Source organism: Paracoccus salipaludis, from assembly GCF_002287065.1.
GTDB lineage: Bacteria > Pseudomonadota > Alphaproteobacteria > Rhodobacterales > Rhodobacteraceae > Paracoccus > Paracoccus salipaludis.
This window is the reverse complement of sequence record NZ_NSJZ01000007.1, coordinates 126,761-148,554: the sequence shown is the minus strand read 5'-3', so window position 1 is coordinate 148,554 and position 21,794 is coordinate 126,761. Positions and strand designations below refer to the sequence as shown.

The 21,794-nt window shown below is 69.9% G+C and carries 20 protein-coding genes; 7 read left to right on the top strand and 13 right to left on the bottom strand.

The genetic code is table 11. From position 1 onward, the window contains the following. Window positions 1-900 (bottom strand): DNA repair protein RecO, encoded by a 900-nt coding sequence (gene recO / locus CK240_RS19205; protein WP_240517373.1) that lies wholly within the window; start codon window positions 898-900, stop codon window positions 1-3. A 70-nt stretch (window positions 901-970) separates the two neighbouring features. Here recO and ade point away from each other — a divergent pair, with 70 nt between their 5' ends. Then, window positions 971-2,752 (top strand): adenine deaminase, encoded by a 1,782-nt coding sequence (gene ade, locus CK240_RS10465; RefSeq protein ID WP_095640281.1) that lies wholly within the window; start codon window positions 971-973, stop codon window positions 2,750-2,752. A 15-nt stretch (window positions 2,753-2,767) separates the two neighbouring features. On the opposite strand, the gene CK240_RS10460 is transcribed toward ade, so the two are convergent. The 7 genes from CK240_RS10460 to mutM form a co-directional block, all read right to left on the bottom strand. Then, the gene (locus CK240_RS10460; RefSeq protein ID WP_095640305.1) at window positions 2,768-3,205 is read right to left on the bottom strand and encodes a VOC family protein; all 438 of its coding nucleotides are present in this window, start codon (window positions 3,203-3,205) and stop codon (window positions 2,768-2,770) included. 78 nt (window positions 3,206-3,283) lie between these two features. Beyond that, window positions 3,284-4,363 carry a DNA replication/repair protein RecF gene (gene recF, locus CK240_RS10455; RefSeq protein ID WP_095640280.1) on the bottom strand — a complete coding sequence of 360 codons (1,080 nt, stop codon included), beginning with the start codon at window positions 4,361-4,363 and terminating at the stop codon, window positions 3,284-3,286. Further along, the gene (dnaN, locus tag CK240_RS10450) at window positions 4,360-5,478 is read right to left on the bottom strand and encodes a DNA polymerase III subunit beta (protein WP_095640279.1); all 1,119 of its coding nucleotides are present in this window, start codon (window positions 5,476-5,478) and stop codon (window positions 4,360-4,362) included. The genes recF and dnaN overlap by 4 nt, the downstream gene beginning before the upstream one ends. A 93-nt stretch (window positions 5,479-5,571) precedes the next feature. Beyond that, window positions 5,572-6,996: a chromosomal replication initiator protein DnaA gene (gene dnaA, locus CK240_RS10445; protein ID WP_095640278.1), complete on the bottom strand. Its 1,425-nt coding sequence runs from the start codon at window positions 6,994-6,996 to the stop codon at window positions 5,572-5,574. A gap of 509 nt (window positions 6,997-7,505) precedes the next feature. Beyond that, a complete protein-coding gene (gene rpsT / locus CK240_RS10440; protein ID WP_090752703.1) occupies window positions 7,506-7,775 on the bottom strand; it encodes a 30S ribosomal protein S20 in 270 nt (89 codons plus the stop codon). A gap of 160 nt (window positions 7,776-7,935) precedes the next feature. Next, window positions 7,936-8,712 (bottom strand): enoyl-CoA hydratase, encoded by a 777-nt coding sequence (locus tag CK240_RS10435; protein ID WP_095640277.1) that lies wholly within the window; start codon window positions 8,710-8,712, stop codon window positions 7,936-7,938. Window positions 8,713-8,781: 69 nt separating this feature from the next. Next, on the bottom strand, window positions 8,782-9,624 hold the full coding sequence (gene mutM, locus CK240_RS10430) for a bifunctional DNA-formamidopyrimidine glycosylase/DNA-(apurinic or apyrimidinic site) lyase (RefSeq protein ID WP_095640276.1): 843 nt from the start codon (window positions 9,622-9,624) through the stop codon (window positions 8,782-8,784). Between the two features lie 54 nt (window positions 9,625-9,678). On the opposite strand from mutM, the gene ubiE reads away from it, so the two are divergent. Together ubiE and ubiB are read left to right on the top strand one after the other, a co-directional pair. After that, window positions 9,679-10,443: a bifunctional demethylmenaquinone methyltransferase/2-methoxy-6-polyprenyl-1,4-benzoquinol methylase UbiE gene (gene ubiE, locus CK240_RS10425; RefSeq protein WP_095640275.1), complete on the top strand. Its 765-nt coding sequence runs from the start codon at window positions 9,679-9,681 to the stop codon at window positions 10,441-10,443. 1 nt (window position 10,444) lies between these two features. Continuing rightward, on the top strand, window positions 10,445-11,971 hold the full coding sequence (gene ubiB, locus CK240_RS10420; protein WP_095640274.1) for a 2-polyprenylphenol 6-hydroxylase: 1,527 nt from the start codon (window positions 10,445-10,447) through the stop codon (window positions 11,969-11,971). A gap of 353 nt (window positions 11,972-12,324) precedes the next feature. Here the strand turns inward: ubiB and CK240_RS10415 are convergent, their stop codons facing one another. From CK240_RS10415 to CK240_RS10395, 5 genes are all read right to left on the bottom strand, one after another. Beyond that, complete coding sequence (locus CK240_RS10415) at window positions 12,325-13,101, bottom strand: DUF1217 domain-containing protein (protein ID WP_095640273.1); 777 nt, start codon at window positions 13,099-13,101, stop codon at window positions 12,325-12,327. Continuing rightward, the gene (flbT, locus tag CK240_RS10410) at window positions 13,098-13,499 is read right to left on the bottom strand and encodes a flagellar biosynthesis repressor FlbT (RefSeq protein ID WP_095640272.1); all 402 of its coding nucleotides are present in this window, start codon (window positions 13,497-13,499) and stop codon (window positions 13,098-13,100) included. Before flbT ends, CK240_RS10415 begins: the two co-directional genes overlap by 4 nt. An 86-nt stretch (window positions 13,500-13,585) precedes the next feature. Next, entirely contained in the window at window positions 13,586-13,951 is a 366-nt protein-coding gene (locus CK240_RS10405) for a flagellar biosynthesis regulator FlaF (protein WP_167650018.1), read from the bottom strand. Between the two features lie 80 nt (window positions 13,952-14,031). Continuing rightward, on the bottom strand, window positions 14,032-14,874 hold the full coding sequence (locus tag CK240_RS10400) for a flagellin N-terminal helical domain-containing protein (RefSeq protein ID WP_095640270.1): 843 nt from the start codon (window positions 14,872-14,874) through the stop codon (window positions 14,032-14,034). A 174-nt stretch (window positions 14,875-15,048) separates the two neighbouring features. Continuing rightward, complete coding sequence (locus CK240_RS10395; RefSeq protein WP_095640269.1) at window positions 15,049-15,363, bottom strand: hypothetical protein; 315 nt, start codon at window positions 15,361-15,363, stop codon at window positions 15,049-15,051. Between CK240_RS10395 and CK240_RS18675 the strand changes: the two genes are divergently transcribed. From CK240_RS18675 to carB, 4 genes are all read left to right on the top strand, one after another. After that, window positions 15,362-15,655 (top strand): hypothetical protein, encoded by a 294-nt coding sequence (locus CK240_RS18675; protein WP_167650017.1) that lies wholly within the window; start codon window positions 15,362-15,364, stop codon window positions 15,653-15,655. The genes CK240_RS10395 and CK240_RS18675 overlap by 2 nt on opposite strands. A gap of 1,198 nt (window positions 15,656-16,853) precedes the next feature. Beyond that, on the top strand, window positions 16,854-17,360 hold the full coding sequence (gene fliK, locus CK240_RS18670) for a flagellar hook-length control protein FliK (RefSeq protein WP_167650016.1): 507 nt from the start codon (window positions 16,854-16,856) through the stop codon (window positions 17,358-17,360). Window positions 17,361-17,368: 8 nt separating this feature from the next. Beyond that, on the top strand, window positions 17,369-18,031 hold the full coding sequence (locus CK240_RS10380) for a flagellar hook capping FlgD N-terminal domain-containing protein (RefSeq protein ID WP_095640266.1): 663 nt from the start codon (window positions 17,369-17,371) through the stop codon (window positions 18,029-18,031). 424 nt (window positions 18,032-18,455) lie between these two features. Next, a complete protein-coding gene (gene carB, locus CK240_RS10375) occupies window positions 18,456-21,794 on the top strand; it encodes a carbamoyl-phosphate synthase large subunit (RefSeq protein WP_095640265.1) in 3,339 nt (1,112 codons plus the stop codon).

Sequence of the window (21,794 nt, the reverse complement as noted above, 5' to 3'; positions counted from 1 at the left end):
TCAGGGCCGCTCCTCGGGGCGGTCCTTTTCCTTCGGGGCGGCGGTCAGCCGCGCCACCAGCCGCGCGCGGGCGGCAGGCAAGGGGCGGCCCACCTGCGCCTCGGCCAGCCGCGCGTTCAGGAAGTGCCCTGTCAGCGCAAAGCCGGCGGCAAGGCCGCCCTCCGCTTCCGGCCCGCCCAGGATGCCCGGCAAGGGCAGCAGCCGCGCTGCCCATTCCCCCGCCGCCGCGGCCGTCACCGCATGGCCGGTCTTGGGCGAGACATAGGCCAACCCCTCGCGCGCGCCGCTGACCGCGCAGCGATCCAGCGACAGGCCGAAGCCCAGTTCGTCCAGCAGCAGAAGCTCCCAACGAAGATACTGCTCGGTCCAAGGCGGCCCACGTGTTTCTTCTTCGCCCGAATATCGTCGGGGCTTCCGATCGCCCGGAAAACGGTCCGGTGGACCGTTTTCAGCGAGGAAGGCCGCGGTAGCGGCAAGGGGGGCAGACAGCCCCCCGGCTCCGGCAGTGCCGCCAGCGCCCCCTCCGCTGCCTCCCTCCATCGCATCCAGCAAGTCCTCCGTCGCATCCACCAGCCGCGGATGCGGGTCGCGCTCGGGCAGCGCCCAGGCGATCAGCGCCGTCACCGCGTTCAGGCCGGCCAGCGCATCGGCGTCGGCCATCAGCCCCGCCCGCGTGCGCCCCGGTTCCACCGTGAAGCTGCCAAGCTGGTCGTCCAGCCGCGCCCGCCAGCGCAGGGACAGGCGGTTGCCCGGTTGCAGCATCGCCGCGCGCCGGACGCTCGCGCCCCCCGGCACGACGCCCGAGATCAGCCCCAGATCGCGCGTCAGCGCGGTCAGGATGACCGCGTGCTCGCCATGCCGGCGCCGCGCGATGGCGGTCGCCTCGCCCTGCCATTCCATCCGACTTCCTTTCCCGCGCCCGCTGGCGCAAGTTGCGCCGCATTATCGAACAAGGGAAAGGGACCCGTCGATGCTGAAACCGTGGATCGAGGCCCAGGCGCGTCTGGTCGAGGTCGCCGCAGGCCGCGCGCCCGCCGACATGGTGATCCGGGGCGGCCAATGGGTCAACGTCCACACGCGCGAGGTGCTGCCCGGTCAGGACATCGCCATCGCGGACGGCCGCGTCGCCTGCGTGCTGCACGACGCCTCGGCCAACATCGGCCCCGAGACGCAGGTGATCGAGGCCGAGGGGCGCTATATGGTCCCCGGCCTGATCGACGCGCACATGCACGTGGAATCGGGAATGCTGACGCCTGCGGGCTTCGCCGCGGCGGTAATCCCGCACGGCACCACCACGATCATGCATGACCCGCACGAGATCGCGAATGTCATGGGGCTGGAGGGCGTGCGGCTGATGCGCGACGAAAGCCTGATCCAGCCGATCACCATGCTGACACAGATGCCTTCCTGCGCGCCCTCGGCGCCGGGGCTGGAAACCACCGGTCACCCGATCACGGCCGGGGAGGTCGCGCAGGCCATGGGCTGGGACGGCGTCATTGGTCTGGGCGAGATGATGAACTTTCCCGCCGTCTCGGCGGGCGACCCGGCGATGCTGTCCGAGATCGCGGCGACCCGCGCCGCCGGCAAGACGGTCGGCGGCCATTACGCCAGCCCCGACCTGGGCCGCGCCTTTTCGGCCTATGTCGCGGGCGGCGCCGCCGACGACCACGAGACGGTGTCCGAAGCGCAGGCCGTGGCCCGCGTCCGGCAGGGCATGGGCGCGATGATGCGGCTGGGGTCGGCCTGGCACGACGTTCAGGCGCAGATCACGGCCATCACGCAGAGGGGGCTCGACCCCGCGGGCTTCATGCTCTGCACCGATGATTCCCATGCGGGGACGCTTGTGCATGACGGGCACATGGACCGCGTGGTGCGCCACGCGGTGGACTGCGGCTGCGATCCCCTGGTGGCGATCCAGATGGCGACGATCAACACCGCCCGGCATTTCGGGGTCGAGCGGGAACTGGGCTCGATCACGCCCGGACGGCGCGCGGACGTCATCCTGACGTCTGACCTGAGGGCGCTGCCGGTCGAGATGGTCGTCGCGCAGGGCCGGCTGGTGGCCGAGGGCGGGCGGCTGCTGGTCGATTGCCCGCGCATCGACTGGCCGGATTCGGCGCGGAACTCGGTCCATCTCGGCCGGGTGCTGACGGCGGCCGACTTCCGCGTGCCCGCCGAAGGGCGCGAGGCGGACGTCCGCGTCATCGGCGTCATCGAGAACCAGGCCCCGACCCGCGCGCTGACGGCCACCCTGCCGATCCGCGACGGCGAGGTGGTCCCCGAGGGCGTCGAGCGCATCGCGCTGGTGGAACGACACAAGGGGACCGGCGGCGTGGTCAATGCCTTCGTTTCGGGCTTCGGCTACCAAGGACGCATGGCCGTCGCCTCGACGGTCGCGCATGACAGCCACCACATGATCGTCGTCGGCACCTGCGGCGAGAACATGGCCGCCGCCTCGGGCCGGCTGGCCGAGCTTGGCGGCGGCATCACCGTCTTCCGCGATGGGGCGGAACTCGCCCATGTCGCCCTGCCCATCGCCGGGCTGATGTCCGACCGTCCGGCGGCAGAGGTGGCGGAGGCCGCCGAGGCCGTGAACCGCGCCATCCGCGACTGCGGCTGCACGCTGAACAACGCGATCATGCAGCATGTCCTGCTGGCGCTGGTGGTGATCCCCGAGTTGCGGATTTCGGACCTGGGGCTGGTGGACGTGACCCGGTTCGAGATCTGCGACGTGGTGATGGCGTCGCGGTAGCAATGGGTATTTGGGTCAGGAAGAACCTCGGGGGAGCGTGAGGGCGCCATCCTCGGCCAGGGGCCAGAAGGGGTTGTGCGCGATCTCCCAGACATGACCGTCGGGGTCGGCGAAATAGCCCGAGGTGCCGCCCCAGGCGGCCTTCTCGGGGCGCTTGAGGCAGGTGGCGCCGGCCTCAACGGCGGACTGGAAGACCGCCTCGACCTCCTCGACGTCGCGGCAGTTCTGCGCCAGCGTGACGGCGCCGGTCCCGAGTTCGGCCAGGGGGCGGCGCTGGTCCTCGGCCAGTTCGTCCAGCGCGAACAGCGCCAGCGCGAGGCCGGGCATCTGGAACAGCGCCAGCCCCTCGGGCGCGTCCGGATACGGAGTCCAGCCCCAGTCGCGGTAGAAGCGGCGGGCGCGGGAAAGGTCCGCCACGCCCAGCGTGATCAGGCTGACGCGGTTGCGTGGCAGGGTCATGCGCAGCTCTCCTCGGTCCAAGGCACCGCCCCGCGCCCGCGGGGCTGGCGCGGTTGCGGCCGCAGCGGCGCCTCAGCCCTCGTCCGTCAGGGTCGAGGCGTCGTCCTCGCGTTCAACGTGGAGGAAGCGGGCGCGGCCGTCCAGCGCGGCGAACAGCTCGCGACCCGTGCCGGTCAGGAAGGCCTGCGCGGGCAAGGCGGTGATCTCGTCATACAGCGCGGCGCGGCGGCTTTCGTCCAGGTGGGCCGCGACCTCGTCCAGCAGGACCACGGGGCGTTCGGGGGCCAGCGCGCGGGCGTTGGCGAGGATCAGCGACAGCAGCAGCGCCTTCTGCTCTCCGGTGGAACTCAGCGCGGCGGGCATGTCCTGCGGGCCCCAGCTTGCCCCGAGATCGGCGCGGTGCGAACCGGTCAGCGTCCGGCCCGCGGCCATGTCACGCTGGCGCATGGCGGCCAAGCGCGCGGCGATGCTGTCCGGGTCGGCGTCGTCGGCCTCGCCGTCCCCCGCCAGCAGCACCAGCCGGGCCGAGGGGAAGCTGGTTTCCGCCTCCGCCTGCGCCTGCATGATCCGGGCCAGGGCCTCTTGCCGGTTGCGGGTGATCGCGGCGCCGGCTTCGGCCATCCGCGATTCCAGCGCGCGGTACCAGCGGTCGTCGCGCACCTCGTCCCGCAGCAGGCGGTTGCGGTCGCGCATGGCCTTTTCATAGGCGAGCGCGTCCTCTGCGTGCCCCGGCGCGAAGCTGAGCGTCAGGCGGTCGAGGAAGCGCCTGCGCACCTCGGGCGCGTCGGTCCACAGCCGGTCCATCGCGGGCGTCAGCCAGATCAGGCGCAGCAGCGCGCCCAGGGCCACCTGCGGCGCGGGCTTGTCGTCGATGGTGACCTGCCGCCCCTCGCCGGGGGCCGCGCCCGTTTCCACCTGGCGGTCGTCGATGGTCGCCCGGATGCGCCAGCCCGCCTCGGGGCCGCGCCGGGCCTGGTCCTGTGGCGCGGCGCTGCGCATCCCGCGGCCCGGCGACAGCATCGACAGGGCTTCCAGGATGTTGGTCTTGCCCGCGCCGTTCGGACCGAAGATGGCGACCGGCCGCGCGTCCAGTTCCAGCGCCAGCCGCGGCCAGGACCGGAACTGCGCCAGGGCCAGCCGGGAAAGCGTCACACGCGCATCGGCATGACGACATAAACGGCGGATTCGTCCCCGCCCTCGCGGATCAGCGCCGCATCGCCCGAGCCGTTGAACAGGAAGACGGCATTCTCGCGGTCGATCTGGGCCGCGATCTCCTGCAGGTATTTCGCGTTGAAGCCGATCTCCAGCGGCTCGTCGGCATAGGCCACGGCCAGTTCCTCGTCCGCCGCGCCCGCGTCGGGGGCGTTCACCGACAGGACCAGCCGGTCCTCGTCCAGCGCCAGCTTGACCGCGCGGGACCGTTCGCTGCTGACCGTCGCAACCCGGTCCACCGCGCGGGCGAAGTCGGCCGCGTCCACCTCCAGCCGGCGGGTGTTCCCGCGCGGGATCACGCGGGTATAGTCGGGGAAGGTCCCGTCAATGACCTTCGAGGTCAGGGTGATGGTCGGATTGGCGAAGCGCACCTTGGTCTCGCTAACGGACACCGCGATTTCCGCCTCGTCGTCGTCCAGCAGCTTCTTCAGTTCCGCCACGGTCTTGCGGGGGACGATCACGCCCGGCATCGCCTCGGCCCCCTCGGGCAGGGGCGCGTCGATGCGGGCCAGGCGGTGCCCGTCGGTCGCCACGCAGCGCAGGGTGCGCCCGCCCTCGCCATCCGCGACATGCATGTAGACGCCGTTCAGGTAGTAGCGCGTTTCTTCCGTTGAAATCGCAAAGCGCGACTTGTCGAACAGCCGCCGCAGCACCGGCGCCGGGGCGGTGAAGTTCGCCGTGTATTCGGTCGAGGCCATGACCGGAAAATCCTCGCGCGGCAGGGTGGCGAGGTTGAAGTTCGCGCGCCCGGCCTGCACGCTGACCCGGCCCGAGGCCGCATCGAAGGCGATGTTGACCAGCGCCCCGTCGGGCAGCTTGCGGGCGATGTCGTTCAAAAGGGCCGCGCTGACGGTGGTGGCGCCGGGGCGTTCCACGGTGGCGGGGGCGCGGTCCACGACCTCGGTATCCAGGTCGGTCGCGCGGAAGCTGACCCCCTCGGGCGTGGCCTCGATCAGCACGTTGGACAGGATCGGGATGGTGTTGCGGCGTTCCACGACCGACTGGGCCTGCGACACGGCCTTGTTCAGAACCGCCTTTTCGATCGAGAATTTCATGGCGTCCTTGCCCCTTTGGTCGCGAAAGCCGCCCCGAAGGGCGGCGCGCTCAGTTTCGTCAATGTTGGTCGGCGGTCAAGCGCCCGTGAAGGCTCAGGCTTCCAGCGAGCGGCGCAGCAGGTCGATGTCCTCGGCAAGGCTGCGGTCCTCGGTCCGAAGCTCCTCGATCTTGCGGATCCCGTGCATGATCGTGGTGTGGTCGCGCCCGCCGAAGCGGCGGCCGATTTCCGGCAGGCTGCGGCTGGTCATCTGCTTGGCCAGGTACATGGCGATCTGGCGGGGCCGGGCCAGCGTGCGGACCCGCTTGGGGCCGACCAGGTCCGACAGGCGGATGTTGTAATGCTCGGCCACCTTGCGCTGGATCTCCTCGACCGTGACCTTGCGGTCGGACGCGCGCAGGATGTCGGTCAGGCATTCCTGGGTCATGTCCAGGTCGATCTCGCGCCCCATGAGGCTGGCGAAGGCGAACAGCCGCTGCAGCGCGCCTTCCAGCACGCGCACGTTCGAGGTGATGCGGTGGGCAAGGAATTCCAGCACCCCCTGCCCCAGCCGCAGGCCCGGATAGGTCTGGCGGAACTGTTCCGTCTTGGACTGCAGGATCGACAGGCGCAGTTCATAGTCCGTGGGGTGCAGGTCCACGATCAACCCGCAGGACAGGCGGGACTTGATCCGCTCTTCCATGTCCTTGATCTCGCCCGGCGCGCGGTCGGCCGAGATGACGATCTGCTTGCCCTGATCGACCAGCGCGTTGAACGTGTGGAAGAACTCCTCCTGCGTGGAATCCTTGCCGGCGATGAACTGGACGTCGTCCACCATCAGCAGGTCCACGGTGCGGAACAGTTCCTTGAAGTCCATGACGGTGCGTTCGCGCAGCGCCTGGACGAAGCGGTACATGAACTGCTCGGCCGACAGGTACAGGATGCGCGCCTGCGGGTCGCGGGTCTGCCGCTCATAGGCGATGGCGTGCATCAGGTGCGTCTTGCCGAGGCCCACGCCCCCGTAAAGGAACAGCGGGTTGAAGGTGACCTGCCCGCCCTCGGCCACGCGGCGAGCGGCGGCATGGGCCAGTTCGTTGGGCTTGCCGACCACGAAGTTGTCGAAGGTGAAGCGCGCGTCCAGCGGCGCCGTCATCTCCTCGTCCCGCAGGGGCGCGCGGACCGCAGCGGGTGCGGGCGCAGCCGCAGCCGCCGGAGCGGCGGCGGGCATCGGGCTGGCCACCGCGCGCGGGATCGAATCCACCGGACGCAGCTCGGCCGGGCGGTTGTCCGCGGCGGGGGCGGGTGCGGCGACGGTGAAGCTGAGCCGCTCGACCTCGGCGCCCTGGTGGACCAGCGCGTCAAGGATCGGGCGCGCATAATGGCGCGACACCCAGTCCGACAGGAAGCGCGTCGGGCAGGCGATGTCGGCCGCCCCCCCGTCGATGGCGCGCAGGCTCAACGGCGCCAGCCAGGTGACGTAGTTGTGGGTCCCGACCCGAGCTTCGAGTTCGGATCGTGCGCCCGTCCAAAGATCATCCATCCGAATCGTTCCTTTTCGTCCCCGAACCCCCGCCGGGAACGCCGGCAGGACACTGCGATCACGCCGCAACGCGGGGACGAACAGGACAGGGACGCCACAGGCAAGCCCTTGGCGCGCCGGGCCGGTGGCCCCTTCTGTCTGTTCCGGGTCGGCCCGTCCCGGTGGCAGCCGGAAGCGGACCAAAGGCGCGCCGGACTGGCCCGTGGCAGCGGGCCGCGGCATCGGCTGGCGCCTGCCCGGACCCGTGCTGGCAGCTGGAGGTCCGGGCGTTCATCCCCTGTTGCGACGTGAATCGCTTGGATCAAGCTAGCGGCAAGGCCCGGAGGCCCGCAACCGAACTATCGCCTTGACAGCCCCTTTGCCCGTCGAATCTGTGGCAGTCTTGCACCGCTTTTATGAAACAAATGAAATCAATGACTTATCCGAAATAATGACGCTGCGGCGCAGAATGAGGAAGGGCGCCCCGGAAGCCCGGAGCGCCCTTGCAAAGGCAGGCAGGATATGCCCGATCAGGCCTTCGACAGCGCCTTCACGCGCGCCGCCAGACGCGAGATCTTGCGCGACGCGGTGTTCTTGTGGACCACGCCCTTGGTGACGCCGCGCATCAGTTCGGGCTGGGCCGCCTGCAGCGCCTGGGCCGCCACCTGGGCGTCGCCACCGGCGATCGCTTCCTCGACCTTGCGCAGGAAGGTGCGGATGCGCGAGCGGCGGGCCTTGTTGACGGCGGTGCGGCGCTCGGTCTGGCGGGCGCGCTTCTGGGACTGGGGCGTGTTGGCCATGTGGGTCGTCTTTCTCGGTCAGTTGCGTTCAGGTGAGTGCGCAAAAGACCCGGACAGCCGCCCTCGTTTCCGAGAGCGGTCCTGATTCATGCCTAAGCGGGCCCACGCGCATTTCAGCGCCCGCCTATAAACGCTGCGGGCGCGAAATGAAAGCCCCGAATCAGCGGTCGCGGAACTGCGCCTCGCGCTTCTCGGCAAAGGCGCTCATGCCTTCCTTCTGGTCCTCGGTGGCGAACAGCGCGTGGAAGGCGCGGCGTTCGTACAGAAGCCCCTCGCGCAGCGTCGTCTCGTAGCTGCGGTTCACGGCCTCCTTGGCCACCATCGCGGCGATGGCCGACTTCGAGGCGATCTTCTTGGCCGCTCCCATCGCCTCGTCCAGCAGCCGGTCCACCGGCACCACGCGGCTGACGAGGCCCGAGCGCTCGGCCTCGGCCGCGTCCATGAAGCGGCCGGTCAGGTTCATGTCCATCGCCTTCGACTTGCCGACGAAGCGGGTCAGCCGCTGCGTCCCGCCGATCCCCGCGATGACGCCGAGGTTGATCTCGGGCTGGCCGAACTTGGCGTTCTCGGCGCAGATGATGAAGTCGCACATCATCGCAAGCTCGCAGCCCCCGCCCAGCGCATAGCCCGCGACGGCCGCGATGACCGGCTTGCGGATGCGCTGGATCGCTTCGATCTCGGGGCCGAACAGGTCGTCCGTCAGCACGTCCACATAGGATTTCGACGCCATCTCCTTGATGTCGGCGCCTGCGGCGAAGGCCTTCTCGCTGCCCGTCAGGACGATGCAGCGCACGGCCTCGTCGGCATCTGCGGCCTTCATGGCGGCGGCAAGCTCGGACACCAGCTGGCCGCTGAGCGCGTTCAGCGCCTCGGGGCGGTTGAGGCGAATCAGCGCGACATGGTCGGCGATTTCGACGATCAGGGTCTGATAGGCCATGTAAGCGTGCTCCCCGGAACGATGGCGGTTTCCCATGGGCTTAGCAAAGCGGGGCCCCGGGTTCCAGCATCACCGCTGGCAGGCCGGGCAGTACCAGGTGGACCGCCCGCCCTGCACGATCCGCTTCAGCGTGCCGCCGCAGCCTTCGCGCGGACAGGGCTGGCCCTCGCGCCCGTAGACGCGGAAGCTGTGCTGGAAATAGCCGAGTTCGCCCGAGGTCTGGCGGTGGTCGCGCAGGGACGAGCCGCCCGCCTCGATCGCCTGCCACAGCACCTCGCGGATGGCCGCGTGCAGGCGCGCGACGCGGTCGGGGCCGATGCGGCCGGCGGGGCGGGTCGGGTGGATGCCCGCGCGGAACAGCGCCTCGCAGACATAGATGTTGCCCAGGCCCGCGACGATCCGCTGGTCCAGCAGCGCCGCCTTGATCGGTGTCCGCCGCCCGGCCAGCGCCGCCGCCAGCCGCGCCGGCGTGAAATCCTCGTCCAGCGGCTCGGGGCCCAGCGCCGCCAGCAGCGGATGGTCCTGGCTGCGCACAAGGTCCACCGCCCCGAAGCGGCGGGCGTCGTTCAGGGTGATGGTCGTGCCGTCCTCGGTCGTCAGCACGAGGTGGTCGTGCCGGGGCAGCACGGCGGGATCGTGGTGGAACTGCCCCAGCCCCTCGCCCTCGATCCTGACCCGCCCCGACATGCCGAGATGCAGCAGCAGCGCCGCGTCGCGGTCGAGGTCGGCCAGGATGTATTTCGACCGCCGCCGCAGCCCTGTCACCTGCGCCCCGGTCAGCACCTGCACGAGGTCCGGCGGCATCGGCCAGCGCAGGTCGGGACGGCGCTGGTCCACCCGGACGATGCGCCGCCCGACAAGATGCGGCGCAAGGCCGCGACGCACCGTTTCCACTTCTGGCAGTTCTGGCATTTCCCGCCCATCCGCTGCATGGTGCCGCCCTGACCGGCGACTGGATGCTCAGCTATGACCGAAGACACCCCGAAACAATCCGAAGGGCACACCCATTTCGGCTTCCGCGATGTGCCCGAGGGCGAAAAGGCGGGGATGGTCCATGGCGTCTTCTCGCGGGTGGCCTCCAAGTACGACGTGATGAACGACCTGATGAGCGTGGGCATCCACCGCATCTGGAAGAACGCCATGATGGACTGGCTCGCGCCACAGGACGGCCAGCACCTGCTGGACGTGGCGGGCGGCACGGGCGACATCGCCTTCCGCTTCCTTCAGCGGGCGCCGGGGGCGCGGGTCACGGTCTGCGACATGACCGAGTCCATGCTGGTCGAGGGGCGCAAGCGGGCCGAGGCCGACCGCCTTGCCGACCGGCTCGCCTGGGTGACGGGCGACGCCATGGCCCTGCCCTTCGCCGACGCCAGCTTCGACCGCTACACGATCAGCTTCGGCATCCGCAACGTGACGCGCATCCCCGACGCGCTGTCCGAGGCCTTCCGCGTCCTGAAGCCCGGCGGCCGCCTGATGGTGCTGGAGTTTTCGCAGCTTCCCGTGCCCATGCTGCAATGGGCCTATGACCGCTATTCCTTCAACGTGATCCCGCCGCTGGGGCAACTGGTCGCGGGCGACCGCGACAGCTACCAGTATCTCGTGGAATCGATCCGCCGCTTCCCCGACCAGGAGACCTTCGCCGGAATGATCCGGGACGCGGGCTTCGCGCGCGTGCAGTACCGCAACATGTCCATGGGCATCGCCGCGCTGCATTCGGGCTGGAAGATCTGAGATGCGCGGCCCCCACAACATCTGGCGCCTGATCCGCACGGGCGCGACCTTCCAGCGCACGGGCGCGATGGGCCAGGCGCTGGACGCGATGAACGCGCCGGCCCGGGTGCGGCTGGCGGCCCGCGCACTGGCCTGGCCCTTCACCTGGCTCGGCTACAAGGGCGACCCCGCCCTGCCGCCGATCACCCGCGCGATCACCGCGCTGGGCCCGGCCTATATCAAGTTCGGCCAGATCCTTTCGACCCGCCCCGACGTGGTGGGGGCCGAGATGGCGGGGCAGCTCAGGATGCTGCAGGACCGCCTGCCCCCCTTCCCGACCGAGATCGCGCGCCTTCAGGTGCAGGAAGACCTGGGCGCCCCGGTCGAGACGCTGTTTTCCGACTTCTCGGAACCTGTCGCCGCCGCCTCGATCGCGCAGGTCCACCGCGCGCGCCGCGCCGACACGGGGGCCGAGGTCGCGGTCAAGGTGCTGCGGCCGGGGATCGCCGCCGCCTTCCGCCGCGACATCGATGCCTTCCACTTCGCCGCCGGCATGATCGAGCGGCTGTCCCCGTCCAGCCGCCGCCTGCGTCCGCGCGACGTGATCGCGCATTTCGAATCCGTGGTCCTGGGGGAGCTGGACCTGCGGCTTGAAGCCGCCTCGGCGTCCGAGTTCGCCGAGAACACGCGCGAGGACGCGGGCTTTTCCGTCCCCAACCCCCATTGGGACCTCAGCGGACGCCGGGTGCTGACCAGCGACTGGGCCGAGGGCATCCCCATGGCCGACGTGCCCGCGATCCGCGCGGCGGGCCATGACACGGCGCGCATCGCCGAACGGCTGCTGCAGCTTTTCCTCAGCCACGCGCTGCGGGACGGCTTCTTCCACGCCGACATGCACCAGGGGAACCTGCGCGTGGGCCCGAACGGCGACATCATCGCCTTCGACTTCGGCATCATGGGGCAGATCGACGAATACACCCGCCGGGTTTATGCCGAGATCCTCTACGGCTTCATCCAGCGCGACTATCACCGCGTCGCCCGCGTCCATTTCGAGGCGGGCTATGTCCCCCCCGACCGCAACATGGCGCAGTTCGCCCGCGCCCTGCGTGCGGTGGGCGAGCCGATCTTCGGCGCCGACGCCAGCCGCATCTCGATGGCGAACCTTCTGGCCTATCTGTTCGAGGTGACGGAACGCTTCGGCATGGCCACCCGGACCGAGCTGATCCTTCTGCAGCGCACCATGGTCGTGGTCGAGGGCGTGACCCGGACGCTCGACCCCCAGATCAACATCTGGGCCGCCGCGAGGCCGGTGGTCGAGCTTTACATCCGCGACAACCTCGGCCCCCGCGCCGCCCTGCGCGACGGGCTGAAGGTCGTGCAGGCGCTGGGCCGCCGCGGCCCCCTGCTGCCCGAGGTCGTGGACCGCCAGATCGACCGCCTGTCGCGCCCCGAACCGACTGCGATCATCGTCGAGTCCACCAGCCCGCGCTGGCCTCTGGCCGTGACCCTGCTGACGGCAGGCGTCGTCCTGGGCGCGCTGCTGTCCTGAGGCACGCCTCCGGGTTTTTCCGCGCTGGCGTCGCAAGGGCGCCGGTCCCGCGGCCCCTGTCCCCGCCTTCGCAGGACGCCCCACTTCCCCTCTTCTCGCCCGCTGCCATGCTGGACCTGCCGCGACCGGTGCCATCCATGAGACGGACGGGCCGTCCTGACCTGCGGGCCAGCCTGGCCGCTTGCCGGGGCAGGAGTGCCGCAACCTGCCCTGCCGCTGCACGGGATTCTGCGGGAACCCCGGCGGCGATCCCGCGCCGTCGCCGGCAGATGCTTGCGGCCCAGTCAGGGTCCGCGACCCCTGCGCCCGCAGACGTCGCAGCCCTGCCTGATCGCGGCGGCCCTTGCTGCCCGTCATTTCGACAACAGCACAAGCGCCGCATTATAGGACGACTGCGCCGGGCTGACGGCTTGGGCGCGGATCAGGAACCGCTGGATCAGCTTTTCGACATTGGCCGGATCGGCGAAGACCGAGGGCGATTCAGAGCCGAACAGCCTGCCGCTCCGCAGCTTCATCTCGTCAAGCTGGCGGGTGATCGGCAGCTTGCCGAACTCGGTCCCAAGGCCCAGCCCGCCCTCGACCACCTTCCGCAGCGGCGCCGACCCGAGGATGTTGTACCATCGCGTGTTGTCCGTCGCGCCGGATCCGCCCAGCGCGCCGAGTTCACGCTTGGCGCTCATCGCGAGGCGCAGGTTGCCGTCGATCGTGCCCACGCGGCGCTCGAGTTCGGCCGAGACATGGCGTTCGGCGATCTCGTCGGCAAGCTTCGCCGAAGGGCCCGCCCCCGAGGCGAAACGGAATGCCTCGACCATGGCGCGATAGCGCTTGTCGCCCAGACGGTTCGCCAGGCTTTTCGGATCGTCCAGATCGGATTCCAGCACCTTGCGGATGAAGAAGCGGTTGCTCGCGTCCGCTTCCAGTCCGAAGGCGCTGAGCGTGGTGCGCAACAGACGGAAATCCGACACCAGTTCCTCGGCGCTGCCCACCTGCCCCAGCTTGGCACGGACAAGGGCCGTGTCGCGCGCCACCTGGGGATCGCGCGCGACCAGCGCCTTCTGCGCCTCGCCCGTGCGGGCAAGAAGCCGCCAGCCCGCATAGCCGCCCTGTCCGACAAGGGGCTGGAAGCTCATGCGATCCGCGCGAAGATCCGCGCCTCTTGCGGCAGCAGGCGGCGCAACTGGCGCAACGCGCGATACACGTTGCCCGCCATCACATCCTCGGTTGCCGCGGTCAGAGCGTCCCGGCTTTCGCGGTCGTCGAACACCCGGGACAGCTGCTCGATCCCTTGCAGCAGATTGCGCGATCCCTGTGCGGGATCGGTATCCCCCGACAGCACGAGTTGCGCATCATAACACACCCGACTCACGGGCGTTGCGACCTCGTCCGGGTGGATCGCATCCTTCAGCCGCAGGATGCTGGCATTCGGAGTCTTGATCGAGATCCTGCAGCGGCGGTCGCCATTCTCGATCACCGCGCCGTTGATCAGGACACGCTCGCCCGGGGCGAGCTTGAGGATGAGTCCGGTCATGGGATGGTCCTGCCCGGGCCAGAGTGGCGGCGAGCTTTGCAGAAGATGAGGAAGGACAGTGGCATCGCCGTCGGCTCCTTGCCGCGTCAGCTTGCGGGCTGGTTGAAGAGCCCGCGCGCGAGGGCGCGGTTGATCTCGATCAGCGCGGCGGGGGTCGTGCCGGCCGCAAGGACGCGGCCCGTTTCCCTTTCGACGAACCCTGCGAGCGACAGCAGCTGCGCCCGCAGTTGTGCGGGCAGCCGATTGCCATCCTGCGCCAGGTCGTGGGAGGCGAGGCGCCAGAACTGGCGATTGTCGTGAACGGCGGCAGCCAGGGTTGCAAAGCCGTTGCCGGGGGCCGAGGCGCGGATCATGCCGGCAGCGAGCTTCGAGAGGATAAGAGCCTCGGCCCGGCGCGGATCGGCCTCGACCGAGGTGGCCGCGTCGTAGCCATTTGGAAGCTGTGCGTTCACGGACGCTCCTTTCCAGATCGCAGGGTGTCAGTCGGATGGCGGGGGTCCGGGGCCCTTCTCGGGGCCCCGGGACAGGGTCATCAGCCGCGGAACAGCGACAACAGCGCCTGGGGCGCCTGGTTGGCGATCGAGAGCGACTGGGTGGCAAGCTGCTGCTGCACCTGCAGGGCCTGCAGCCGGGCGGAGGTTTCCTCCATGTCCGCGTCGACCATCGAGCCGATGCCGGACTTGAGCGAATCCGCGAGCTGGCCCACGAAGCTCGCCTGGTCGGTGATGCGCTTGCCGCTGGAGCCGAGTGCGGCCGCGCCGTTGACGGCCAGCTCGATCAGCCCCTCGATCTCGCCGATCGCGGTCTGGGCGCTCGTCGCGCTCGTGATCCCGGTGATCGTCGCGGCCTCGATGCTGGTCTCGAAGTTGGTCGAGGCAACGGTGATCATGTTCGCCGTCGTCGCCGCGGCGGTGCCCCGGTCCAGCGAGGCCAGGACGGTGAAGTTGCCGCTGCCGTTGCCGACATCGGTCTTGAGCAGGTTGATCCCGTTCAGCTGCGAGGCGTCGATGATGGCGGTGATCTGGGCCTTCTTCGCAACGATGTCGGTGTTGATCTTGCCGTGATCGGCGCTGTCATTGGCGCCCGAAACGGCAAGTTCCTTCATCTCGCGCAGCAGGCTGGTGATCTGCTCGGCCCCGTTGCGCCCGACGGCGACCGTGGCCTCGGCGACGTTCAGCTGGCTGCGGATGGACCGGAACGAGGACTCGTCGCTTTCCATGATCTTCGAGGTGGCCCAGATCGCCGCGTTGTCCTTGGCCGTGGCCACCGACTTGCCGGTCGAGATGTCGTTCTGGGTCTTGGCCAGGCTCGAGTTGATTCCCTTCAGGGTCTGCAGCGCGACCATTGCGCCATTGTTGGTCAGAATGCTGGACATTGTGTCCCCCTTCGCTTGCGGACGTTTTATCCCCGTCCGGGTTTCGTGGATTCCGGCCTTCTGACCATCGGGCGTCGCCCGGCGCCTTTTGACGCGATCACCTTTCTATCCGGTGCCCCCTAAGGAATAATGAATTGCCGCCGCGCCACCAAAAGCCGAGTTGTCGGCATTTTATCAAAACCGCTGCGCGCGAGTGGACAGTGCGGTGGCGACCCGCTGCCGCCCGCCGCGATCGTAGACATCCAGCCCGCCCAGAAGGGCCGACAGGTCGCGCAGCCACGCCCGCGCGCTGTCCAGACCCTCCAGTGCCGCCAGGGCAAGCCCGCGCAGGCGGGTCAGCTGGCGTTCGCAGGCCGCCCGCGACTCGGGGTCCAGGGGCTCGCGTCCGACCTCGGCAGCGAAGGATTCCAGCGCCTTGCGGCAGGCCTCGGGGTCGCCTTGGGCCATGGCGGCGCAGGCGACTTCAAGCAGCTCCTCGGCCTCACCCATGATCCGCTCCCAGCTTGCCGGCCAGGCCGAGGTCGAGACGCGAAGCCAGCGCGGACGCGTGCCGCTCGATCAGGAAGGAGGAAAACTGCGATTCGCCCGTCCCGCCGCCGAAGGCGCCCGCCCCCGCATCCGGCATGGCGATCTTGAGCATTTGCGCCAGAAACGCCGTTTCCAGCTGATCCCCCGGCTTCGGAAGCCCGCGGCCGATGGAAACATCAGCCGCATATCCTTCGATTTTCATGTTCTCACCGAATTAATTCGCCCGAGCCACCCGATTACCCTTCAGCGGTAAATATTCGGTAACCCGCAGCGCATAGTCCTGAGGCATGATTCTCAGGGGCCATGCGATGCCGTCCGCACTTGCACGTCTTTCTCCTCCCGCCTCGACCCCGGTGCCGCGCGGGGGGGCGCCCTGCGCAGAGACAGTCACCACGGGCACGGCCCCCGGGTTCGAGACGGTCCTCGACCTGCTCGTCGCCGCCACCCTGCCCCCCGCACCGCAGGAGGCCGGCACCCCGGTCGTGCCACAAGCGGCCGGGCCGGAGGCGGCCGCCCAGGAGGCGGGCGGGGATGAATGTTTCCCTGACGAGACCGATCCCGGGGGAATGGTCGGCCCGCCCGGCTGGCCCGAGGCGGCACTGGCGCCAGGCGGCCTGCCCCCTCCCCCTCAACCCGGGTGTGCGCGCCCTGCCCCGGGCGAGGGCAACCCGCTCGGGCAGGTCACAGCCGAGTCGCGGCACCTGTCCGCGCAGGACGCTGCCGCCCCGGCTGCGCGGGCGGTGGCAGGCGCCGCGGGGCCCTTGGCCACGCTGGTGGAGTCCATGGTCTCGAGCCCGGATGTTTCCGCCCGCGAGGGGCCACCCACGGGACCGGCGCCCGTCCGGGCGGAACAGGCGAGCCGCCCTGCACCCGTCGCAGCCGCGCCGCCTCTGCCGCCCCCGACACCGGATGCCGCCTTGGAGGGGCCTCAGACGGCCGGGAACGGGAAGCCGGACCCCGTGCCGGCCTCCTCGTCCCCCGAGCCTTGGGGGGACGGGTCCGCCGCGGCCGACGCACCCCGAACTCCTGCGGAGGACAAGGCGGCACTGCCGACCCCTGCGACTGCGCGCGAGGTCGCGGCGCAGCCCGCTCCCGTCAGGAATGTCCGAGACGTGACTGCGTCCGCGAGCCCACCTGCGCCGGCCGGACCCGGCGGCGGCCCGGACCGCGAACCGGCGGGCGTCCCTGCTGCATCCGACAGGTTCCGGGGGCCTGCGGGGACCAAGCCGGTCCTGCCTGCCCCTGCGCCCGCCCGCGAGATCGCGGCGCCCCCCGCTCCCACCAGGAACGTCCGGGACACGACGGCACCAGCGGGTCCCCCGGGACCGCCCGCTCACGGCCCGGACCGCGAACCGGCGGGCGGACCCTTTACGCCCGACAGCCCTCCCCTGCCCGAGCCGCCCGCATGGGAAAGCGTCAGCCTCGGACCCGCAGAACCGGCCGTCGAGCCCGTGATCGATCCCGCAGCGCCCGCCCCGGCCGCGCCCGTGCCCCTGGCCGAGGCAGGTTCCCGTCCCCCTTCTCCTGCAAGGGCCGAGGCGGCTGCCGCACACCACCCGCCCCCCGCCGCGCACGAACGTCCGGTCGCCGATGCTATCGTGCGCACGCGGGAAGGTCAGGTCGAGGTCGTGCTCAATCCCGTCGAACTGGGGCGCGTCACGCTGATGCTCGGGGCCGAGGGCGATCCGGGACACCTGGGGCTTTATGTCGAGCGGCCGGAAACGGCGGATCTCATCCGTCGCCACAGCGACCAGTTGCTGCGCGAGTTGCGCGACAACGGGATGCCCGAGGCCCGGCTGGACCTGCTGCGGCAGGATGGCCAGGGCCAGCATCGCGGCGGCGGCTTCCGCCGTGACCCCCATGCCCCCGCAGCCGCCCCCGAAGGCGCGCGCGCGGGTCCGGCCGACCGGCCCACCTCGCCCGCGGCCACCCCTTCCCGTCTCGACATCCGCCTGTAGGAGCCCCCATGAGCAGCATCACCGCCCCTGCCTCCGCCTCCGTCGCCCCATCCGCCCTGTCGACGGGGGGAAGCACCGGCTCCACCATGGCCGGCGGCGACTTCGAAACCTTTCTGAAGATGCTGACGGCGCAGATCAGGAACCAGGACCCGCTGAACCCGATGGAAGGGTCCGACTTCGCCGTCCAGCTTGCGACCTTCTCGGGGGTCGAGCAGCAGGTCAGGACCAACCAGCTGCTCGAGCAGGTGGCGATCGGGCAGATTGGGGGCCTGGGCGCGCTGGCCGGCTGGATCGGAAAGGAGGTGCGGACCACCGCCCCGGTCAGCTTCAAGGGCGAGCCGTTGACCCTGGACATCCGCCCCGCGACCGGCGCGGACCGGGTCGAGCTGGTCGTGATGGACGCGCAGGGCCGCGAGGCGCTGCGCGAGGACATCGGGCTCGGCACGGGCGAGGTGGACTGGGCGGGACGGACCGCCGGTGGCCCGCTGGCCGACGGGCTCTACAGCTTCAAGCTGGTGAGCTATCGCGGCGAGGAGGTCCTGAGCACCCAGGCCGTCGGCGCCTTTGCCCGCGTCACGGGCGCCGAGGTGACGGCGGACGGCGTCCGCCTGTCCCTTCCAGGCGGCGCGAGCGCGCTGGAAAGCGAGGTCACGGCCCTGCGCGAGGCCTGAGGAACGGCGCAAGTGCAGGACAGGCGCGAGGTCCTTGCCCCCAAGGCACCACAGGACGGCGGCGCGGCAGGACGGATCCCCTGTGGCACCGTGAGGAACGGAAGGACGTCAGGGGCAGGCCACTGACGCCCGCCCCCCGGCCCCCCTTGGGCGCATGACCGGCCGGGCGGCGCCGCGGCGGAAGGCACCTGCGTCATCCTGTGGGGCGACGGGTGACGCCCTGCCCGCCTGCACCCCGCGACGGCCTGCCCCCGCCCGAAGGCGCAGGGCCGGCCTTCTCCGCCCCGGCCTCGGCTCCTCGCGGAACCGTCAGGCATTTCGCCCTCCGTCCCGCCTCCTGCAGTGCAGCCCGCCCTTGCGGAACCGCTGCCGCTGTCTATAACCCCCGACGATTTGCACGCCGACAATCACCGAGGGGACCGCCATGCCGAAAAGAACCGATATCTCCTCGATCCTGATCATCGGCGCGGGGCCCATCGTCATCGGCCAGGCCTGCGAGTTCGACTATTCCGGCGCCCAGGCCTGCAAGGCCCTGCGCGAGGAAGGCTACCGGGTCATCCTAGTGAACTCGAACCCCGCCACGATCATGACCGATCCCGGCATGGCCGATGCGACCTATATCGAGCCGATCACCCCCGAGATCGTCGAAAAGATCATCGCGGCCGAGCGTCCCGACGCCTTGCTGCCGACCATGGGCGGGCAGACCGCGCTGAACACGGCCTTGGCGCTGGCCGACATGGGCGTGCTGGAAAGATACGGCGTCGAGCTGATCGGCGCCCAGCGGTCCGCCATCGAGATGGCCGAGGACCGCAAGCTCTTCCGCGAGGCGATGGACCGGATCGGGCTGGAAAACCCCCGCGCCACCATTGTCGCCGCCCCCAAGCTGCCGAACGGCAAATACGACATCTCGGCCGGCGTCGCGCAGGCGATGGAGGCGCTGGAGGAGATCGGCCTGCCCGCCATCATCCGCCCCGCCTTCACGCTGGGCGGCACCGGCGGCGGCGTCGCCTATAACCGCGACGACTACGAGGCCATCGTCCGCTCGGGCCTCGACGCATCGCCCGTCGCGCAGGTGCTGATCGACGAAAGCCTGCTCGGCTGGAAGGAATACGAGATGGAGGTGGTCCGCGACCGCGCGGACAACGCCATCATCGTCTGCTCGATCGAGAACGTGGACCCGATGGGCGTCCACACAGGCGATTCGATCACCGTGGCCCCGGCCCTGACGCTGACGGATCGCGAATACCAGCGGATGCGCTCGGCCTCGATCGCCGTGCTGCGCGAGATCGGCGTGGAAACCGGCGGCTCGAACGTCCAGTGGGCCGTGAACCCGGCAGACGGCCGCATGGTCGTGATCGAGATGAATCCGCGCGTCAGCCGCTCCTCGGCGCTGGCGTCCAAGGCCACGGGCTTCCCCATCGCCAAGGTCGCGGCCAAGCTCGCCGTCGGCTACACGCTGGACGAGCTCGACAACGACATCACCAAGGTCACGCCCGCCTCCTTCGAGCCGTCCATCGACTATGTCGTGACCAAGATCCCCCGCTTCGCCTTCGAGAAGTTCCCCGGCGCCAAGCCCGACCTGACCACCGCCATGAAGTCGGTGGGCGAGGTCATGGCCATCGGCCGCACCTTCCACGAATCGCTGCAAAAGGCGCTGGCCTCGATGGAGAACGGCCTAACCGGCCTCGACGAGATCGCCATCGAGGGCGCCGCCGAGGAAGGCCGCCCCGCCTTCATCAAGGCCCTGTCGCGCCAGACCCCCGACCGCATCCGCGTCATCGCCGAATCCATGCGCGCGGGCCTTTCGGACGATGAAATCCAGCGCGTCACCAGCTTCGACCCCTGGTTCCTCGCCCGCATCCGCGAGATCGTGGACGCCGAAGCCGAGATCCGGCACGGCGGCCTGCCCTCGGACGCCGCCGGCCTGAGCCGCGTCAAGATGATGGGCTTCACCGACGCGCGCCTTGCCCACCTCACCGGCCAGACCGAGACCGCCATCCGCCGCGCCCGCCGCGGCGCGGGCGTCCTGCCCGTCTTCAAGCGCATCGACACCTGCGCGGCCGAGTTCGAGGCCCAGACCCCCTACATGTATTCGACCTACGAAACCCCCGCGATGGGCGAGGTCGAGGACGAGGCGCGCCCCAGCGACCGCAAGAAGGTCGTCATCCTCGGCGGCGGCCCCAACCGCATCGGCCAGGGGATCGAGTTCGACTATTGCTGCTGCCACGCCTGCTTCGCGCTGACCGAGGCGGGCTATGAGACCATCATGGTCAACTGCAACCCCGAGACGGTCTCGACCGACTACGACACCTCGGACCGCCTGTATTTCGAACCCCTGACGCTGGAACACGTCCTCGAAATCCTGCGGGTGGAACAGGAGAACGGCACCCTCCACGGCGTCATCGTCCAGTTCGGCGGCCAGACGCCGCTGAAGCTGGCGCAGGCGCTCAAGGACGAGGGCATCCCGATCCTCGGCACCACCCCCGACGCCATCGACCTGGCCGAGGACCGCGAGCGCTTCCAGAAGCTGCTCAACGACCTCGGCCTCAAGCAGCCTGTCAACGGCATCGCCCACTCGGCCGACGAGGCGCGCGAGATCGCGCAGCGCGTGGGCTTCCCGCTGGTGATCCGCCCCTCCTACGTCCTCGGCGGCCGCGCGATGGAGATCGTGCGCGACACCGACCACCTCAACCGCTACATCACGACCGCCGTGCAGGTGTCGGGCAAGAACCCCGTGCTGCTCGACAGCTACCTGTCGGGCGCCATCGAGGTGGACGTGGACGCGCTGTCGGACGGCAAGACCGTCCATGTCGCGGGCATCATGGAGCATATCGAGGAAGCCGGCGTCCATTCGGGCGACTCGGCCTGCTCGCTGCCGCCCCACACGCTGGACGCCGCCACCATCGAGGAGCTCAAGCGTCAGACCGTCGCCATGGCGCGCGCGCTGAACGTCGTCGGCCTGATGAACGTGCAGTTCGCGATCAAGAACGGCGAGATCTTCGTGCTCGAGGTCAACCCCCGCGCCTCGCGGACCGTGCCCTTCGTCGCCAAGGCCACCGACAGCGCCATCGCGTCGATCGCCGCGCGCCTGATGGCGGGCGAGCCGATGTCGAACTTCCCCCTCCGCCCCGCCTACCCCGAGGGCGTCGGCCCCGATACGCCCCTTCCTTACGCCGACCCGCTGACGCTGGCCGACCCGGTCACGCCCTGGTTCTCGGTCAAGGAGGCCGTGCTGCCCTTCGCCCGCTTCCCCGGTGTGGACACGCTGCTGGGGCCGGAGATGCGCTCGACCGGCGAGGTCATGGGCTGGGACCGCAACTTCGCCCGCGCCTTCCTCAAGGCACAGCTGGGGGCGGGCACGAATCTGCCGGACGAGGGCCGCGTCTTCGTCTCGGTCAAGGAGGCCGACAAGACGCCCGAGATGGCCGCCGCCATGCGCGACCTGACGGCCATGGGCTTTACGCTGGTCACCACCCGCGGCACGAGCGATTTCCTGCGCGACGCGGGGGTCGAGACCGAGCTGGTCAACAAGGTCTACGAAGGCCGCCCGAACATCGTGGACCGCATGAAGAACGGCGACATCGCGATGGTCCTGAACACGACGGAAGGCGCGCAGGCCATCGCTGATTCCCGCGAAATCCGCTCGGTCGCGCTTTACGACAAGATCCCCTATTTCACGACGGCGGCGGGAGCGATCGCCGCCGTGGCGGCGATCAAGTCGCGGGAGGAAGGGGACGTCGGGGTCAGGACGTTGCAGGGGTGA

Excerpts from the sequence above, each read along its gene's own strand:
- dnaA (WP_095640278.1), bottom strand. The coding sequence starts at position 6,996 with ATGGATGATCTTTGGACGGGCGCACGATCCGAACTCGAAGCTCGGGTC.
- CK240_RS10395 (WP_095640269.1), bottom strand. The coding sequence starts at position 15,363 with ATGGGTGAGGCCGAGGAGCTGCTTGAAGTCGCCTGCGCCGCCATGGCC.
- dnaN (WP_095640279.1), bottom strand. The coding sequence starts at position 5,478 with ATGAAATTCTCGATCGAAAAGGCGGTTCTGAACAAGGCCGTGTCGCAG.
- flbT (WP_095640272.1), bottom strand. The coding sequence starts at position 13,499 with ATGACCGGACTCATCCTCAAGCTCGCCCCGGGCGAGCGTGTCCTGATC.
- CK240_RS10400 (WP_095640270.1), bottom strand. The coding sequence starts at position 14,874 with ATGTCCAGCATTCTGACCAACAATGGCGCAATGGTCGCGCTGCAGACC.
- ubiE (WP_095640275.1), top strand. The coding sequence starts at position 9,679 with ATGACCGAAGACACCCCGAAACAATCCGAAGGGCACACCCATTTCGGC.
- mutM (WP_095640276.1), bottom strand. The coding sequence starts at position 9,624 with ATGCCAGAACTGCCAGAAGTGGAAACGGTGCGTCGCGGCCTTGCGCCG.
- CK240_RS10415 (WP_095640273.1), bottom strand. The coding sequence starts at position 13,101 with ATGAGCTTCCAGCCCCTTGTCGGACAGGGCGGCTATGCGGGCTGGCGG.
- CK240_RS10380 (WP_095640266.1), top strand. The coding sequence starts at position 17,369 with ATGAGCAGCATCACCGCCCCTGCCTCCGCCTCCGTCGCCCCATCCGCC.
- CK240_RS10435 (WP_095640277.1), bottom strand. The coding sequence starts at position 8,712 with ATGGCCTATCAGACCCTGATCGTCGAAATCGCCGACCATGTCGCGCTG.
- CK240_RS18675 (WP_167650017.1), top strand. The coding sequence starts at position 15,362 with ATGATCCGCTCCCAGCTTGCCGGCCAGGCCGAGGTCGAGACGCGAAGC.
- ade (WP_095640281.1), top strand. The coding sequence starts at position 971 with ATGCTGAAACCGTGGATCGAGGCCCAGGCGCGTCTGGTCGAGGTCGCC.
- ubiB (WP_095640274.1), top strand. The coding sequence starts at position 10,445 with ATGCGCGGCCCCCACAACATCTGGCGCCTGATCCGCACGGGCGCGACC.
- recO (WP_240517373.1), bottom strand. The coding sequence starts at position 900 with ATGGAATGGCAGGGCGAGGCGACCGCCATCGCGCGGCGCCGGCATGGC.
- carB (WP_095640265.1), top strand. The coding sequence starts at position 18,456 with ATGCCGAAAAGAACCGATATCTCCTCGATCCTGATCATCGGCGCGGGG.
- rpsT (WP_090752703.1), bottom strand. The coding sequence starts at position 7,775 with ATGGCCAACACGCCCCAGTCCCAGAAGCGCGCCCGCCAGACCGAGCGC.